The sequence below is a fragment of the Streptomyces sp. P1-3 genome, assembly GCF_050613155.1.
Classification (GTDB): domain Bacteria; phylum Actinomycetota; class Actinomycetes; order Streptomycetales; family Streptomycetaceae; genus Streptomyces.
In genome coordinates this window covers 2,266,662-2,284,257 of the sequence record NZ_CP192512.1, presented here as the reverse complement: position 1 = coordinate 2,284,257, position 17,596 = coordinate 2,266,662, and the positions used below count along the sequence as shown (strand labels likewise).

The 17,596-nt window shown below is 74.1% G+C and carries 10 protein-coding genes and 1 pseudogene; 3 read left to right on the top strand and 8 right to left on the bottom strand.

Annotation, left to right across the window (positions count from 1 at the left end):
- Window positions 1-57: 57 nt before the first annotated feature.
- Complete coding sequence (locus ACQUSR_RS09370; protein WP_431042093.1) at window positions 58-204, top strand: hypothetical protein; 147 nt, start codon at window positions 58-60, stop codon at window positions 202-204.
- A gap of 32 nt (window positions 205-236) precedes the next feature.
- On the opposite strand, the gene ACQUSR_RS09365 is transcribed toward ACQUSR_RS09370, so the two are convergent.
- The 4 genes from ACQUSR_RS09365 to ACQUSR_RS09350 form a co-directional block, all read right to left on the bottom strand.
- Complete coding sequence (locus ACQUSR_RS09365) at window positions 237-1,694, bottom strand: alpha/beta hydrolase family protein (protein ID WP_431042092.1); 1,458 nt, start codon at window positions 1,692-1,694, stop codon at window positions 237-239.
- Window positions 1,695-1,844: 150 nt separating this feature from the next.
- On the bottom strand, window positions 1,845-4,205 hold the full coding sequence (locus ACQUSR_RS09360; RefSeq protein ID WP_431042091.1) for an Orn/Lys/Arg decarboxylase N-terminal domain-containing protein: 2,361 nt from the start codon (window positions 4,203-4,205) through the stop codon (window positions 1,845-1,847).
- Between the two features lie 139 nt (window positions 4,206-4,344).
- Window positions 4,345-5,061: a response regulator gene (locus ACQUSR_RS09355; protein WP_431042090.1), complete on the bottom strand. Its 717-nt coding sequence runs from the start codon at window positions 5,059-5,061 to the stop codon at window positions 4,345-4,347.
- Complete coding sequence (locus tag ACQUSR_RS09350; RefSeq protein ID WP_431042089.1) at window positions 5,058-7,748, bottom strand: ATP-binding protein; 2,691 nt, start codon at window positions 7,746-7,748, stop codon at window positions 5,058-5,060. The genes ACQUSR_RS09355 and ACQUSR_RS09350 overlap by 4 nt, the downstream gene beginning before the upstream one ends.
- A gap of 245 nt (window positions 7,749-7,993) precedes the next feature.
- Between ACQUSR_RS09350 and ACQUSR_RS09345 the strand changes: the two genes are divergently transcribed.
- Window positions 7,994-9,388 (top strand): cation:dicarboxylate symporter family transporter, encoded by a 1,395-nt coding sequence (locus ACQUSR_RS09345; RefSeq protein WP_431042088.1) that lies wholly within the window; start codon window positions 7,994-7,996, stop codon window positions 9,386-9,388.
- Window positions 9,389-9,515: 127 nt separating this feature from the next.
- Window positions 9,516-10,613: a methyltransferase gene (locus tag ACQUSR_RS09340; RefSeq protein WP_431042087.1), complete on the top strand. Its 1,098-nt coding sequence runs from the start codon at window positions 9,516-9,518 to the stop codon at window positions 10,611-10,613.
- A 33-nt stretch (window positions 10,614-10,646) separates the two neighbouring features.
- Here the strand turns inward: ACQUSR_RS09340 and ACQUSR_RS09335 are convergent.
- From ACQUSR_RS09335 to ACQUSR_RS09320, 4 genes and pseudogenes are all read right to left on the bottom strand, one after another.
- Window positions 10,647-11,657 (bottom strand): annotated as a pseudogene (locus ACQUSR_RS09335) (glycoside hydrolase family 16 protein); the annotation flags it as partial.
- Between the two features lie 121 nt (window positions 11,658-11,778).
- The gene (locus ACQUSR_RS09330; protein WP_431042086.1) at window positions 11,779-12,261 is read right to left on the bottom strand and encodes a DUF3515 domain-containing protein; all 483 of its coding nucleotides are present in this window, start codon (window positions 12,259-12,261) and stop codon (window positions 11,779-11,781) included.
- Between the two features lie 59 nt (window positions 12,262-12,320).
- Complete coding sequence (gene glgB, locus ACQUSR_RS09325) at window positions 12,321-14,864, bottom strand: 1,4-alpha-glucan branching enzyme (protein ID WP_431042085.1); 2,544 nt, start codon at window positions 14,862-14,864, stop codon at window positions 12,321-12,323.
- A 988-nt stretch (window positions 14,865-15,852) separates the two neighbouring features.
- Entirely contained in the window at window positions 15,853-17,544 is a 1,692-nt protein-coding gene (locus ACQUSR_RS09320; RefSeq protein WP_431042084.1) for a maltokinase N-terminal cap-like domain-containing protein, read from the bottom strand.
- Window positions 17,545-17,596 lie beyond the last annotated feature (52 nt).

Below are 17,596 nucleotides of genomic sequence, written 5' to 3'. Positions count from 1 at the left end.
GGGTGGGGGCGCACGGCGCACACCGTGTTTCGCACGCGACCTGGGAGAGGCGCAGGAATGTCCGTCCAACTTCGCATAACAACAGCGCTCATGGCGGCCCTCTTCATGGCCTGGCCGCTCATCGTGTTCGTCCCGGGGGTCGGGCCGGAGGTGCTGCTGTGCGCGGGGGTGTTGGCTGTCGCGGGGTACTACGCACGGGACTAGCCGGGCCGGGCCCGTGTGCCGCCTCCGGCACCTCAGCGGTTGTCGTCCGGGCGGTGGACGCTGAGGTCGCCGTAGGCCGACAGAACGGAGGTCAGGTCGTCGGGCCCATGCCGCAGGGTGCTGTCCAGGAACGCGGCGGAAACGGCGGCGGTGACACGCGGGCCCTTGGTACGGCCCAGCGACCCGACGAGGGAGGGCACCGGCGGCATGTAGAGCGGAGCGTCGGTGAAGGTGAGGTGCGCCGCACCGGGGATGGTGAGCCGGTAGCTCGTCGCGGTGCTGAGCTTCAGGACCCGGGTGAGGCGGGGGATGTAGTCCGGGTCCGTGTCCGGGCCGATGGCCTGGGTGAGGGCGAGCACCGGCTGCCGGAAGGAGCGGGGGGCGGGGTCGTGCGGAAAGCCGTCCAGATCGATGACGGCGGCGAACCGCCGGTCCTGGCGGGCTGCCTGCAAGGCGGCGCCGCCGCCGAGGGAATGACCGGCGGCCGCGACACGATCCGTGTCCAGGCGACCGGTCAAGGGGCCCGCGACCTCGCCCCGGTCGAGACGGCCCAGCTGGGTGAGGACGAAGCTGAGATCGGCGGCTCGGACCTCGGTCCAGCCGGCGGCCCGCTTCTCGTCCTTGTCCGGGTCGCCCGTGGAGTCCACCTTCGTGTCGATCCTCCGGCCGTCGGCGAGGACGACGGCGGCGGAGTCGTACGGGTGGTCAAGGGCCACGACGACATAGCCGCGACCGGCCAGTTCCTCCGCCCAGGCCGTGTTCTGGGTGCGCACTCCCCCCAGCCCGGGAGAGAACAGCACGACGGGGAAGCGCCCGCCTCCGTCGGCCACCGCGGCGTCGAAGACCGCGTGCGTGCGGGCGCGGGGGACGCCGTCGAACAGGAAGCCCGGCACGCCGACGTAGTCCGCGAGGGCGTCGGAGACGGTGCGCGCTTCGTGCTCCGTGCGCCCGAGGTACTGGGCCTGCCGCGCGCCCGCGGGGCTCTCCTGCGCGGGGTACCAGAACTGGACCACGACAGTGCGCCGGTCGCCGGGGTCGGACGTGGCGGCTTCGGGGCGGTCCCGGTCGGTCCACTGCAGCACGCTGGTGCCGACCGCGAAGCCGCCCGAAGGCTCGGGAAACACGGGTATGGGGAAGGACCAGGCCGCCACCGGGCCCGCGGCGATCAATCCGGCGCATGCCACCGACCCCGGCAGCGCCAGCCACCACCGGGCCCGCCGCGCAGGCCGTCCGGTACGGCGTTGCCGCAGCCAGGAGATGGCGAACGGGAGGAACGCGAGAACCGCGCCCGCACAGACAGGCACCATCTGCCAGCGCATCCCCACCACGCTCAGCACGGTCCCGGACAGCAGGACAACCGCTCCCGCGCCGAGCGTGGCGGGTCGGCGGGCGCCGGGGGGAAGCCAGCGCGCCAGCACCAGCGCGACAGCCCCCAGCGCCACGAGGAATTCGAGCGGGGACATGTGCAGTCCCGTGGTCGTCTCGGTCACACGACCATCCTTGGCGCGCATGCGCGGTGCCGCATCGCTCCCAAGTCGCGGCCGTATGCGACCTCAGTCGCATACAGCGGGCCGTCCGGCGTCAACCTGTATGCGTACTCCTCGAGATGCTCGTACCGCTGTGGTGGCGCCGTGCCCTCGCTACGCCTCCTGGCGTTCCGCGGCCGTGGGGCCGCTCTGCTGGGCCGGGATCCTGTGTACGCACTCGATGAGGTAGTCGCCGCTGTCCGGGTCGAGGGTGACGCCGTGGGTCTCGCTGCGGAAGCCGGGGAAGCGCCGGTCGAAGGACTCCAGGGCGGTCAGGTAGCGCAGCAGCGGGCCGTCGGGGGCGCCGGTGTTCTCGCCGGGCATCAGGACGGGGATGCCGGGCGGGGTGACGGTGACCATGGCGGCGGCCACCCGGTCGGCCGCGTCGGCCAGCCGTACCCGCTCGGTGCCGCCGCGGATGAGGCGCTGGTAGCAGTGCTGGGGCGGGGTGACGGGCTCGGGAAGGTCCTGGAAGGCGGTGTCCAGCAGCTCCACCAGGCGCGCCTCGCGCAGATGGTCGTGCATCTCCTGGCACAGCTCGCGCAGGGTCCGGCCGGTGTAGCGCTGGGGGTACTCGGCGACCAGCTCGGGCAGCACGCGCTCCAGCGGCGCGTCCTCGTCGTACAGCGTCTTGAAGTCCATCAGGGCGTCCATGAGGGTTCCCCACTTGCCCTTGGTGATCCCCATGGAGAACAGGATGAGCGTGGTGTAGCTGTCGGTCTTCTCCACCACGATGTTCCTGGTGGCCAGATAGGCGGTGAGGACGCGCGCGGGAATGCCCCAGTCGGACATCCGGCCGGTGGCGTCGATGCCGGGGCAGGTGAGGGTGACCTTGACGGGGTCGAGCAGGCAGTAGCCCTCGGTCAGACCGGCGAAGCCGTGCCAGTCGGCGCCGGGCTCCAACTGCCAGCAGGACGGCTCGGTACGCAGCAGTTCGGCCGGGGCGTCGGCGAGGGGCAGCCGGTCCCCGGTGGCCGGGTCGGTGACGGTCTCGGGCTGCCAGACGCCGAAGAACCAGCCGGGCCGGTCACCGGCGGCCGCGATGCGCCGGCCGACGCGGACGACCGTCTGGCGGAAGCGGACGGCCTCGGCCACCGCCTCGTCGATCAGCCAGCGGCCCTGCGGCCCGTCCATCATCGCGGTGGCCACGTCCAGGGAGGCGATCATCGGATACAGCGGCGAGGTGGTGCCGTGCATCATGAACGCCTCGTTGAACCGGTCGTGTTCGACCGGCGCCCGGGGCGCGGGCTTGACGTGCACCATGGCGCTCTGCGACAGCGCGGCCAGCAGCTTGTGGGTGGACTGGGTGGAGAAGACGGTGGGGCGCTCCGGCCCGGGGAAGGTGTCGGGGCCCACCGCCATGCCGTACCGCCCGGCGTAGAGCGGGTGGAAGCGGGCGTAGGCGAACCAGGCCTCGTCGAAGTGCAGCCGGGGCGTGCTGGGCGCCAGCGCCTGGGCGACCTGGAGGGCGTCGTAGCACAGGCCGTCGTACGTGGAGTTGGTGAGCACCGCGTACGGGGCCTCGGGGGAGACCGCACCCTGGGCCAGCGGGTTGCGGCTGATCCGGGAGGCGACCGACTGCTCCTGGATCTCCGCCGGCGGCAAGGGCCCCGCCAGTCCGTAGCCGTTGCGGGTGGGCACCAGATAGACCGGCCGGGCCCCGGACAGGACCAGGCCGTGCAGGACCGACTTGTGGCAGTTGCGGTCCACCAGCGCGATCTCGTCGCGGGTGACGCTGAAGTGACCGACCATGCGGTCGCAGGTGGAGTCGCCGTGCAGGACGAAGTACGTGCGGTCGGCGCCGAAGACGCGGGCGGCGTTGCGCTCCGCCGCGCCGACCGGGCCGGTGTGCTCGAACAGCGAGCCGAGCTCCTCGACCGAGATCGACAGGTCGCTGCGGAGCAGCCGTTCCCCGAAGTAGTCGTGGAAGGCCCGGCCGACGGGGGACTTGAGGAACGCGACGCCGCCGGAGTGGGCGGGGGTGTGCCAGGAGTACTCGTGCGCGTCGTCGAAGCGGCGCAGCGCCTTGAAGAACGGCGGCAGCAGGTCCTGCTGGTAGCCGCGGGCGGCGCTGGCGATCCGACCGGCGATGAAGGGCGCGGTGTCCTCCAGCGGCCAGATGTAGCCGATCACGGTCTCCGCCACCCACAGCGGCAGGTGCTCCAGGTCCTCGCCGGCCGTGACCAGGAAGACCGGGAGATCGCGGAAGCGCCGGCCGACCTGGCGCAGCACTTCGGCCCCGCCCGGCTCGCCGCTGGCCTTGCAGTCCCCGGCGAGGCCCCAGTCCACGACGGCGGCGGCCAGACCCGCCTCGGTACGCAACACGGCCTGCGCGTCGTCGGCCGTGGCGGCCCAGCGCACCTCGAAGCCGCAGCTCTCCAACTCCTTGTGGATCCTGCGCAGTTGCTCGGCTCCGGTACCCCCGCTCTCCGGGAACTCGCGTACCGCGAACAGAACCGTTCCCTCGTCTGCCATGGTGCCCCTTCGTGTGTGTCGGCGATCGGCGTATCTCCGCTGAGAGGCAACCGGACGCGTGGCGACGGGGACGACGGGACGGGTTCGAAACCACCCCGATGAGGGAACACGCGGGTCCTTGGGGGGCGCTTGGGCGTTCTCAGGTTCGGTCGTGGGACTGCCAGCGGTAGACCAGTTCCGGTCGGCCGACCTGGCCGTACTGCGGAGCCCGGTCGGCCCGGCCCGCCTCGACCAGGTACTCCAGATAACGCCGCGCGGTGATCCGCGAGATGCCGACCGACTCGGCCAGCGCCGCGGCCGAGATCCCCTCCGGCGCGGACCGCAGTGCGCGGGTCACGGCGTCGAGCGTGGCGGGCGTCAGCCCCTTCGGCAGGGCGGCGGGCTGAGGGGCGCGCAGCGCGGCCAGGGCCCGGTCCACCTCGTCCTGCCCGCTGGCCTCGCCGGCGGTGGCCCGGAACTCCGCGTAGCGCAGCAGCCGGTCCCGCAGCGTGCCGAAGGTGAACGGCTTGAGCACGTACTGCACCACCCCGAGGGAGACGCCCTCGCGGACCACGGCCAGGTCCCGGGCCGAGGTCACCGCGATCACGTCGGCGCTGAGGCCCCCCGCGCGCAGCGACCGGATGAGCTGGAGGCCGTGCCCGTCGGGGAGATAGAGATCCAGCAGCAGCAGGTCCACGGCCGAGCGCTCCAGAAGGCGCCGGGCGCCGGCCGCGGAGTGCGCCGTTCCGGTCACGGTGAAGCCGGGCACGCGGGACACGTAGAGCGCGTGGGCTGCGGCCGCGACGGGGTCGTCTTCGACGACGAGTACGCGGATGGCCTGCCCGGGCGGCGTGCCGGTCCCCGGCGCGCCGGTCATCTTCGCCGCCCCGGGCCATCGGCGGTATGGGGGGCGCCGTGGGCCGCCGTTGGCGTGCCGGATGTGGCGTCCTGGGCCGTCCCGGGCGACGGGGGCGCGCCGTCCGGCGCGGGGGTGCCGGTCGGCGGGGGCGGGCTGTTAGGCGCGGGGGTGCCGTCCGGCGCCGTGGTGGCGGGGCCGTTGGCCGCGGTGGGTGTGCTGGGGGCGGGGGGTTGGCCTGCCCTGGGCGACGTGGGGGCGCTGCCCGGTGCGGGGGCGTCGGGGGCGCCGTTCGGCGCCGGGGGGTCGATCGGTGGTGTGGGGTCGGTTGGTGGTGTGGGGCGGGATCCGCTGTCCCGCCTCTGCGGGCTGGGTTCACCCGCCGTCGGCGGTACGCCGGGCACGCTGTCCGCTACCGGAGCCCGGCGCTCGTTCGGCGGGGCCGGGGCGCGGCGTTGGGCGGCCGGTGCCGGGGACGGTCCCCGGTGGGGCCGTGTCCCCACGCGCTCCGTGGGCGGCGTGGCATCGGTGCGGTCGGCGGCGGCGTCGTCGGCGGGCGGATCGGCGTCGGCCCGGCGCGGCGCGCCGGATGCCAGCGGCAGCCGTACGGTGAACTCCGCGCCGCCGCCCGCAGCCGGGCCCACCTCCACCGTGCCGCCGTTCCGCCGCGCCGCCTGGCGGACCAGGGCCAGCCCCAGGCCGCGGCCCGCCGGACCCGCTGCACTTGCCGCGTCCGGCACGCCCGTCGTATCTCGTGCGCCCGCCGCGTCTCGTGTGCCTGCCGTTTCCGGCACGCTCGCCGGAGCCGGTGCACCCGCCCGATCGCGTGCGCTTGCCGCATCCGGCATGCCCGTCGTATCTCGTGCGCCCGCCGCGTCTCGTGTGCCTGCCGTTTCCGGCACGCTCGCCGGAGCCGGTGCACCCGCCCGATCGCGTGCGCTTGCCGCATCCGGCATGCCCGTCGTATCTCGTGCACCCGCCGCGTCTCGTGTGCCCGCCGTTTCCGGCACGCCCGCCGGAGCCGGCGCACCCGCCCGATCGCGTGCGCCCGCAGCGCCTCGTGCGCCCGCCGCGCCTCGTGTGCCCGCCGTTTCCGGCACGCCCGCCGGAGCCGGCGCACCCGTCGTACGTCGTACGCCCGCCCCACCTCGTGCACCCGCCGTACCCCGGATGCCCGGCCCGCTCGGCCCGCCCGGCGCCCCGGTCGCGGCGGAGGTCTTCGTCGTCCAGCCGCGGCGGAAGACCTCCTCGGCCGCCGCCGGGTCCACCCCGGCACCGGTGTCCGCGACCCGCAGCAGCAGCTCGCCGTCGGCCGCGCGCGCCGTGACCGTGACGAGGGCGCGGCGGACCATGTCGCGGTGGTCGGCGGCGGCGTCGATCGCGTTGTCCACGAGGTTGCCCAGGACCGTCACCAGGTCGCGGGCCGGGAGGCCGGGCGGCAGCAGGCCGTCGTCGATCCGGCTGTCGGGGGCCAGCACCAGCTCCACGCCGCGCTCGTTGGCCTGGGCCGCCTTGCCCAGCAGCAGGGCCGCCAGCACCGGCTCGGCGACCGCGGCCACCACCTGGTCGGTGAGCGCTTGCGCCAGCTCCAGTTCCGCCGTCGCGAAGTCCACCGCCTCGTCCGCCCGGCCCAACTCGATCAGGGACACCACCGTGTGCAGCCGGTTGGCGGCCTCGTGCGCCTGGGAACGCAGCGCCTCGGCGAACCCGCGGACGGAGTCCAACTCCCCGGAGAGCGCTTGCAACTCCGTATGGTCGCGCAGGGTGACGACCGTACCCCGCTGTCCTCCGCTGCTCACCGGTGAGGTGTTGACCACCAGCACCCGCTCGGCGGTCAGATGCAGCTCGTCCACCCGCGGCTCGGCGGCCAGCAGCGCGCCGGTCAGCGGGGCGGGCAGGCCCAGGTCGCTGACGAGCCGGCCGACGGGGTCCGCGGCAGCGGACCCGGCACCGTCCTCTGTTACGACCCCCGCTTCCGTTACGCTCCCCGCCCCTCGCGTTCCGGCACCGGACAGGCCCAGCAGCTCCCGCGCCCCGTCGTTGACCAGCGCGACCCGCCGCTGCCCGTCGAGCATCAGCAGCCCCTCGCGCACCGCGTGCAGCGTGGCCTGGTGGTAGTCGTACATCCGGCTCAGCTCGCCCGCGTTCATGCCGTGGGTGTGGTGCCGCAGCCGGGCGTTGATCACGTACGTCCCCGCCCCGCCGAGCGCGAGGGCGGCCAGCGCCATGCCCAGCAGCGTGAGCAGCTGGTCCCGCAGCCGCGCGCTGATCTCGTCGACCGTGATCCCGGCGCTGACCAGCCCGGTGATCCGGGCGCCGTCGCGCACCGGGGTCACCACCCGGACCGAAGGGCCGAGGGTGCCGGTGTAGGTCTCGGTGAACGTCTCGCCGCGCAGCGCGGGGCCGGTGTGGCCGAGGAACTCCTCGCCGATCCGCTCCGGGTCCGGGTGCGTCCAGCGGATGCCCCGCGGGTCCATGATCGTGACGAACGTGACGCCGGTGCTCTTCCGCACCTGCTCCGCGTACGGCTGGAGTGCGGCGGTGGGGTCCGGGGTACGGATCGCCCGGACGACCGAGGGGGAGTCGGCGACCGCGGAAGCGGCGGCGGTCGCCTGGCGGCGCGCGGCGGCCTCGGCCTGGCTCCGGTCGGTGAGGTACGTGAAGACCGCGCATCCGGCGACGACCACGGCGACGAGCACGACCTGCATCGCGAAGAGCTGGCCGGCCAGGCTCCGGGGCCTTCGCGGTCTCCGGGGCCTCCGGGACGTCCGGGGGCGGTGAACGCGCATGTCGCTCAGTGTGCACGCGAGACGTTGTGTGAACGAAATGAACACAAGGGTGACCGCCGTCACAAGCGGGGTGCATAGTCACCGGGACCGTCCGGGACATGGGAGTCCGGGACGTCCGGGACGTGTGAGCCGCACGGACCGACCAGGACTTCAAGGAGGCAGCCGTGGCTGCGCAGACCTCGCCCCCGGTGAAGGGACAGCCCGGGCGCACCAAGCGGGACCGGACCCACTACCTGTACCTCGCGGTGATCGGCGCGGTGCTCCTCGGCATCACGGTGGGCTTCGCCGTGCCCGACGTGGCCGTGGAGCTCAAGCCCATCGGCAAGGGATTCGTCGATCTGATCAAGATGATGATCTCGCCGATCATCTTCTGCACGATCGTGCTCGGCATCGGATCGGTCCGCAAGGCCGCCAAGGTCGGCGCGGTCGGCGGCCTCGCGCTCGGCTACTTCCTGCTGATGTCCACCGTCGCGCTCGCCATCGGCCTGCTCGTCGGCAACGTCCTGGAGCCCGGCAGCGGGCTGCACCTGACCGCCGAGGCGGCCCAGGCCGGACAGGGCCAGGCCGAGGGCACCCACGAGTCCACCGCGGACTTCCTGCTCGGCATCATCCCGACCACGATGGTCTCGGCCTTCACCCAGGAGAAGGTGCTGCAGACCCTGCTCGTCGCGCTGCTCGTCGGCTTCGCCCTCCAGGGGATGGGCAAGGCCGGGGAGCCGGTGCTGCGCGGCATCGGGCACATCCAGCGGGTGGTCTTCCGCGTGCTGTCGATGATCATGTGGGCCGCCCCGGTGGGCGCGTTCGGCGCCATCGCGGCGGTGGTCGGCGAGACCGGCGCGGACGCGCTGAAGTCGCTGGCGGTCATCATGATCGGCTTCTACGTCACCTGTGCGCTCTTCGTCTTCCTGGTGCTCGGCACGGTCCTGCGGCTGGTCGCGGGCGTCAACATCCTGCACCTGCTCAAGTACCTGGGACGCGAGTTCCTGCTGATCCTGTCGACCTCGTCGTCGGAGTCGGCGCTGCCGCGGCTGATCGCCAAGATGGAGCACGCGGGCGTCAGCAAGCCGGTGGTCGGCATCACCGTCCCGACCGGCTACTCCTTCAACCTGGACGGCACGGCGATCTACCTGACCATGGCGTCGCTGTTCATCGCCGAGGCGATGGGCGACCCGCTCTCGATCGGCCAGCAGATCTCGCTGCTCCTGTTCATGATCATCGCCTCGAAGGGCGCGGCGGGGGTCACCGGCGCCGGCATGGCGACCCTGGCGGGCGGCCTCCAGTCCCACCGTCCCGAACTGGTCGACGGCGTCGGCCTGATCGTCGGCATCGACCGCTTCATGAGCGAGGCGCGGGCGCTGACCAACTTCGCGGGCAACGCGGTCGCCACCGTCCTGGTCGGCACATGGACCAAGGAGATCGACAAGGACCGGATGGGGGAGGTCCTGGCGGGCCGGCTGCCGTTCGACGAGACCACGCTGGCGGACGACGGGCACGGCGGCGGCGCGAGCGGGCACGACGAGCCGAAGGAGAACGCGCCCAAGGAGGCCGCCGGGGTCTGACGATCGACGTCTCGACCGGGCGGGGGTTGCACGGGCCGTGGCACCCACGGCCCGTACAACCCCTGCCCGACCGGCGGCTCAGGCCGCGGTCAGCGCGATGTCGAGCGGCAGCGGCTATCGATGGCGCATGGACATCGATCAGCGGCACGACACGGAAGAACCGCGGCCGTCCGACGAGGCGGCGCCGGACGAGACGCGGGTCATGCAGCTCGCCGCCGGCGGCGGCTTCGCGCGCGCCCTGGCCGTCGCCGCCAGACTCGGCATCGCCGACATCCTCGACGGCGGGCGCCTGCCGTACCGCGAGATCGCCGCGCGCGCCGGCGCGGACCCGGACGTGACGCGGCGCCTGATGGAGACGCTGACGCTCTGCGGGGTGTTCGACCGCGACGCGTGCGGCGACTACGGGCTCACCGCCGCCTTCGCGCAACTGCGCGGCGGCCATCCCCGGTCGCTGCGGCACTTCTGCGTCCTGATGGCCGAGACCTACGACGACGCCTTCGCCGGGCTGCTGGGCACCGTGACGACCGGGGAGTCCGGCTTCGAGCGGGTCTTCGGCAAGCCTCTGTACGCGCATCTGGAGGGCGACCCGGAGGCCGAGCGGGTCTTCGACGCCGCGATGGCCGAACTCGCCCGGCCCGTGGTCGCCGAACTGGCCCGGCGCGCCGACTTCGGCACCGTACGCCGGGTGATCGACATCGGCGGCGGGGACGGCACGGTGCTGGCCGGGGTGCTCGCCGCCCACCCGCGGCTGGAGGGCGTGTGCGTGGACCGGCCCAGCGTGTGCGAGCGGGCCCGGGCGAGGCTGCGGGCGGAGGCCGACCCACAGCCCGCCGCAGAGCGGTTGACCTTCCGGCCCGCGGACATCTTCGCGGAGGTGCCCGCGGGCGGCGACCGCTATCTGCTGAAGAACGTCCTGCACGACTGGGACGCAGAGCGGCGGCTGCGCATCCTGGCGGTGGTGCGCGAGGCGATGCTCCGTACGGCCGCGGGGAACGGGGCCGGGAACGGCGCGGCGCCTCGGCTGCTCATCGTGGAGCCGATCCAGGAGGGCGACCTGGACGGCGCGCACACGCTCTTCCAGATGGTGATGTGCGGGAAGGGCGCCGAGGTGTTCACCGAGCCGGAGATGCACAAGCTGGTGCAGACGGCGGGCTTCACGCTGCTGTCCGCGGAGCGGCTCGCCGGCGGACACCACCTCTTCGAGTGCACGGCCGTGGCCTCGTAGGGCCGCCGGGCCAGGACCGTCGGGCTAGGACCGTCCGGCGGCCGGGCGGGTCCACGCCGCGACGTAGTCGACGAGCATCGGGTGGCCCGGGACCGTGGCGGCGCCGGGCGTCCTGGTCCCCGCGATCGCGTCGGGGAAGGCGCCGCCGACGGCCACGTTGAGGAGGATGAAGTAGCCCGCGTGGCCGGTCATGTCGTTCCAGGTCCCGGCGTCGACCTGGTTCTGGGTGACGCGGTGGAACAGCTGGTCGTCCACGTACCAGCGCAGCTCGTTCGGCGCGGTGCCGCGGTCCCACTCGAAGCGGAACGTGTGGAACGCGGTCTGGCAGGACGCCCCCGGGCAGGTGCGGCTGGCGCCGATGCCGTTGGTCTCGTTGCAGGGCCCACCGGGGTTCACGCCGCAGTGCAGGGTGCCCCATACGGTGTTGGCGCCGTTGGCGTTCTCCATGACATCGAACTCGCCGATGCCCGGCCAGTTCTGGTAGTTGCCGCGATACGGCGAGCCGAGCGCCCAGAAGGCCGGCCAGTAGCCGAGCGCGGCGTCCCCGGTGACGTCCGGCATCCGGATCCGGCCCTCGATGCGCAGGACGCCGCCGTCGGGGGCCTTGAAGTCCGCCCGCCTGGTCTCGATGCGCGCCGAGGTCCAGTTGCCCGCCCCGTCGCGCAGCGGGGTGATGCGCAGATTGCCCGCCCCGTCCAGGCTCACGTTGTCGGGGGAGTCGGTGTAGTTCTGTATCTCGCCGGTGCCCCAGTTGGCGGGCCCGCCCGGGTAGTTGTGCCCGGTGTCGATCTGCCAGTTGTCGGACGACGGCAGGGACCGGGCGGGGCCGTTGAAGTCGTCGCTCCACTGGAGGTGCCAGCCGGGGGCGGGCGGCACCTCGGCGGTGGCGGGTGCGGCGCCGAGCAGCGTGGCCAGCCCGGCGGTCGCGAGGGCCGCCGCGGACAGGGCGGAGAGCAGCGCCCCGCGCCGACGGCGAGGTGTGCGCGGTGGTGCGGAAGGTACGGATGTCGCGGATGGTGCCTGGGTGCTCGCGTTCGTGCTCATGGGAGAACGCCTCCAGGGAGGTGTGGGGGATGCGCGCGGATGTCTGAGAGCGCTCTCACATCGTGGTTGCGGCGTCCGGAGACGTCAATGGGTCGGGCTGACGGCCTGTGACCGACCGAGCTCACACGCTCTTGGGCACCGTCTTGCGCACGGCGTCGGCCAGCTCCACCAGAGCCTGGACGTCGCCGTACTCCTCGGGAATGCTCACCTCCACGTACGCCTTGCGGTACGTGGTGGTGCAGCGGTGGCGGCCCCCTTCCGGGTTCTCCAACATCCAGTCCACGCCACGGAACCGTCCCCCCGCCGCCCTCGGGTTCTTCATCTCCTCCGGTGGTTCGACACCGCAGCGGAGCACGATCGCGGGATCTCCCCACGCCGTGGTGTACGGCGACGAGGGTTCGGTCTCCCGCCGCTCGCCACCGGCCACGGAATCGGGGACCGCGTCGAGCAGCGCCTCGCATATCCGGCCGGTCTCCGCGTCCGGATCGGGAGCCGACGCCCGCACCCCGTCGCCCGACGACGAGCACGAGGACAGGCCCAGCGCGGCGGCGAGCAGGAGGGCGAAGGGTTCGCTGCGCATGGCGGGGCGACGACGAGGGGTCATGCGTCGAAAGGTATAGGGCCGGCCCTCCCCCGGCGCGGGCCGGGGGAGGGCCGGCCGGCTCAGGCGGGCCGCAGCCAGATCGTCGCCAGGGGCGGCAACACCGGGGCGATGCTGGTGCGGCGGCCGTGCCAGGCGACCGGTTCCGACTTCAGGGGCTCCTCGTTGGCCACCCCGCCGCCTCCGTACGCCGCCGCGTCCGTGTTCAGCACCTCGCGCCAGGCGGCGATCCGGTCCGGCACCCCCAGCCGGTACTCATGGCGCACCACCGGCGAGAAGTTGCTCACCGAGAGCAGGGGGGCGCCCTGGGCGTCGAAGCGGAGGAAGGCGAAGACGTTGTCCTCCCAGGCGTCGCCCGCCACCCAGGCGAAGCCCTCCGGCATCGTGTCCCGCTGCCAGAGCGAGGGGGTGGCGGTGTAGAGGCGGTTCAGGTCGCGGACCAGGTCCCGTACGCCCCGGTGGTCGCCCGCCGAGGCGTAGGAGTCGTCGAGCAGCCACCACTCCGGGCCGTGCTCGTGCGACCACTCCGCGCCCTGGGCGAACTCCTGGCCCATGAAGAGGAGTTGCTTGCCGGGGTGCGCCCACATGAAGCCCAGGTACGCGCGGTGGTCGGCGCGGCGCTGCCACCAGTCGCCCGGCATCTTCGACACCAGCGCCTGCTTGCCGTGCACCACCTCGTCGTGCGAGATCGGCAGGACGTAGTTCTCGCTGTACGCGTAGACCATCGAGAAGGTCATCTCGTTGTGGTGGTACTTGCGGTGCACCGGCTCGTGCGCGACGTAGCCCAGCGAGTCGTGCATCCAGCCCATGTTCCACTTAAGCCCGAAGCCGAGTCCGCCGAAGCCGCCCGCGCCCACCAGGTGGGTCGGGCGCGTCACCCCGTCCCAGGCGGTGGACTCCTCGGCGATGGTGACCACGCCGGGGCAGCGCCGGTAGACGGTCGCGTTCATCTCCTGGAGGAAGGCGACCGCGTCCAGGTCCTCACGGCCGCCACGGGCGTTGGGCGTCCACTGGCCCTCCTCGCGGGAGTAGTCCAGATAGAGCATCGAGGCCACGGCGTCCACCCGGAGCCCGTCGATATGGAACTCCTCGCACCAGTAGACCGCGTTCGCGACCAGGAAGTTGCGCACCTCGGTGCGGCCGTAGTCGAACTCCAGGGTCCCCCAGTCGGGATGCGCGGCGCGCTGCGGGTCGGCGTGCTCGTACAGGGAGGTCCCGTCGAACGCGGCCAGCGCCCAGTCGTCCCGGGGGAAGTGGGCGGGTACCCAGTCGACGATCACGCCGATGCCCGCCCGGTGCAGCGCGTCGATCAGGAACTTCAGGTCGTCGGGGGTGCCGAGCCGGGCGGTGGGCGCGTAGAAGCCGGTGACCTGGTAGCCCCAGGAGCCGCCGAAGGGATGCTCGGCCACCGGCATGAACTCCACGTGCGTGAAACCCAGGTCCTTGACGTACGCGGGGAGCTGCTCGGCCAGCTGGCGGTAAGTCAGGCCGGGTCGCCAAGAGGGCAGATGCACCTCGTACACGGACAGGGGCGACTCGTGGATCCGGTGCTCCGTCCGGCGCTCCAGCCATGCCGCGTCCTGCCAGCGGTGGTGCGAGGCGTGGACGACGGAGCCGTTGGCCGGGGGGCACTCGGTACGGCGCGCCAGCGGATCCGCGCGCTGGGTGCGGCTGCCGTCCGGGCGGGTGATCTCGTACTTGTACAGCGCCCCCTCGCCGACGCCGGGCAGGAAGAGCTCCCAGACCCCGCTGTGCCCCAGTGAGCGCATCGGGAAGGCGGTGCCGTCCCAGTAGTTGAAGTCGCCGATGACCCGGACGCCGCGGGCGTTGGGCGCCCAGACGGTGAAGCGGGTGCCGGTCACCCCTTGGTGCGTCATCGGCTGCGTGCCCAGCGCCTGCCACAGCTGCTCGTGCCTGCCCTCGCTGATCAGGTGCAGATCGAGTTCGCCGAGGGCGGGCAGGAAGCGGTACGGGTCGTGCAGCTCCAGCTCGTCGCGGTCGTAACCGACCAGCAGCCGGTAGTCGGGGACGTCGGTCAGCGGCAGCGTCCCGGCGAAGAAGCCGTCGCCCTCCGCGTGCAGTTGGGCCCTCAGGCCCTTGGCGATCACGGCCACAGAGCGCGCGAACGGCCGCAGGGCGCGGAAGGCCACGCCGCCGGGGACCGGGTGGGCGCCGAGGTGGCCGTGCGGGTCGTGGTGCTCGCCCGCCAGCAACCGCCGCCGGTCGACGGGGCTGAGAGGCGGCGCGGCGCGCACCCCGCGGTCGGCTCTGGCTTCGGCGGCGGCCCCGGCTCCGGCGGCCCCGGCCCCCGCCCCGGCCGCGGGCGGACGGCCGGTCAGGGGCCGCTGCCGGGCGCCGCCGTCCTCGGCGATGGTGGCGGTTCCGGACCGCGGGGTGCGGGGGGCACGGGGCGTGGGCGGCGCGGTGTACGAGGACCGGCCGCCCGTGCCCGACGGCGCGTCCGCGCGCGGCCCGGCCGCCCCGGAACCGCCACGCAGGAAGGTGGCCGGGAGCTGCGGCGGCCGGAGCGGACCGGGCGCGGCGGTGGCGGGCTCGTGACCGGTCACCTCTTCGGACGGGTCGGGGGACGGCGGTCGTACGGTCACGGATGGTCCTCCTTGCGGCCCCGCCCTGAGGCGGCGGCCTTCGTCAGCGGAAGGTCGATGAGGGGGCGCCGGGTCCGCGCGAGCGGGACCGCGCGGTCAAGACGTACGGAGGGCCGGGGCCGGGCGGGAACGGGGCACGAGCCGCGCGCGGGTGCACGGGTGGCGCGGGGCGCGCCTGGTGTACGGGGGCTGCCCGGCGTCCGGGGCGGCCGGTGTGCGGGGGCTGCCCGGCGTGCGAGGCGGCCGGGCGCGGCCTGTGCCGGGCCGAGAACGTCACGGGGGCCGTGCGCCGGGCGTCCGGCGCGCGGGTTGGCCGGCCCGGGCCGGGGCACGTGCCGGGTGGGCGCGGCCGAGACCGGTGCGCGGGTCGGCCGCCCCCGTGCCGGGCCGAGAACGTCACGGGGGCTGCCCGGCCCGGCGTACGGACCAGTCGGTGACGCGAACGGGCCCGCCGCCGTGTGCGCGGTGCCGTGGTTGCCCCTGCGCGGCGGCCCGGTGGCCGGGTCGGGGGCGCCACCGGGTTCCCCCAGCGCGGCCGCTGGGAGGTGCCCCCGCTCGGTCGGCGAACCTACTGGTCGCAAGCGGGCTTCTGGCGGTCGTCCGCCGCGCTGCGGGGGCACCCGCCGCACCCCCTTCCGCCGGTCCGGCGACTGACCGTCGGTGGCACTGCGGGCGCAGGGGGTTCCGGCTGACCGCCGGTGGCGCCTCGGGCACGGCAGCGGCGACTGGCCCATGCGACACGGGTGGCGGGCCAGGTCCGGCTGGCCCGCAGTCGCGAGACGGCGTGAGGGGACGTGGCGGGTGCCCCCGCAGCGCGGCGAACATCTCGCCCGTACCCCGCGGTGTGCCAGTAGGTTCGCCGACCGAGGAGGTACCCGGCGGCGGCCCCGACCCACGCACTCGGCGCCGGCGCCCTGGCCACCGGCCGAAAGACGCCCACGTACGGGCCGAACCCCCCGCGCCCGCCGAACCCCCCGCGCGCGCCCCGTCATCGGTCGCCCGCCGGGCGGGTGGCGCCCGACAGGCGGCGGACCGCCGACATGGGGATGGACAGCCAGTCCGGGCGGTGCCGCGCTTCGTAGAGCACCTCGTACACCGCCTTGTCGGTCTCGTACGCGCGCAACAGCTCCGGTTCCTCGCGCGGGTCGGTGCCGGAGACCGCCGCGTACCCCGCGCAGTACGCGGCACGGGTGCGCCGGGCCCAGTCGTCGGCCCGTTCGACACCGGAGGGGTGACCGCAATTGCAACCGGGTCCGCCGCACCCGAACGCGATGGCGGTTCCGGCGCCGCCGCCCCCTGGCCTCGGCTCCGATCGGGTCTCCGTTCGCGCGCCCGCCCGGGACGCCGTGCCGGTCGCCGCCGCTCCGTCCCCCGGCCCCGCCCAGGTCGTCCCGACGCACGCCCCCGCGGCGCCCGCGCCGTTCTCGGCGGCGGTGCGGCCGGCCACCGCCGCCGCGTAGTCGAACGACCGCAGCATCCCCGCGATGTCCCGGACCGCGGGCTGCGGCCTGCGGCGTTCGGCGAGCGGCCGGGACGGTTCGCCCTCGAAGTCGATCAGCGACCAGGGCTCGCCCTCGGCCGTGCGCAGCACCTGCCCGAGGTGCAGATCGCCGTGGATGCGCTGGGCCGCCCAGGTGCGGCCGGCCCGTCCGAGTGCGGCGAGGTCCTCGAAGGCGGTGCGCAGCCGCGCGCGGTAGGGGTGCAGGGCGGGGACGGCGGAGGCGGCGGCGTCCAGGCGCTCGGACATGGCCGCCGCGAGGTGCTCGATCTGCGGGCGGCGCAGCACCGTGGCCGGCAGCGCGTCCGCCATCGCCAGGTGCACCTCGGCCGTGGCCCGGCCAAGGGCGTGCGCGGCGGAGCTGAAGTCGGCGCCCACGGCCAGCGCCCGCTGGGCCAGCTGCCAGCCGTCGGTGGAACCGACCAGATACGGCTGGAGCACGCCGAGGGTGAAGGGGGACGAGCCGTCCGGGGCCGGGGCGGTCTCGAACCACGCGGCGGGGGACGGCACCCGGGCGCAGCCGGTCCTGGCCAGTGCCAGGGGCAGTTCCAGGTCCGGGTTGACGCCGGGGCTGACCCGCCGGAACAGCTTGAGGATGTACGTATCCCCGAACACCACGGAGGAGTTGGACTGCTCGGCGGTCACCAGCCGCGGGGTGAGCACCGAGGGGATCGCGGTCGAGGGTTCGCGTACGAAGAGCAGCGGCCCGAGCCGGCCCGGCACCCGCAGCCGCTCCAGCAGCAGCGCGGCGAGCCGGGCGTCGTACAGTGCCTCGTAGACGGTGTGGCCGTCCAGCGGGCCGCCGGCCGGGCGGCCGATGAGCGCCGGGGCGAGCGGGGGCGGCAGCGGTGTGGTCCGTACGCCCAGCAGGATCTGGTAGCAGTCGGCCGTGGGCTCGCCCGCGGGGGAGCCGGGCTGTTTGGCGCGGATGAGCAGATGGAGCAGTCCGGGGGCGGCGCCGCCCGCGGAGCACGGCAGCAGTTCGGTCGCGGAGACGAGGGTGAATCCCGTGACCGGGCGGCCCTTCCCCGCGAACCAGCGCTGCCGGGGCAGCCACTCGGTCAGCAGGGGGGCGAGTGAGGGCAGCAGCCCGGCCGGTCCGCGGGCGGCCATGCTGCTGACGGCCCGTCCGGCGGGTGACTGAGGGTGCTCTGTGCCCCGGACGAAGGGAGCTTCCGGCATGACGTCGCGTCCTTTCCCCGGGGCACCCACAGATAGCCCAAAGTGTCCCGGA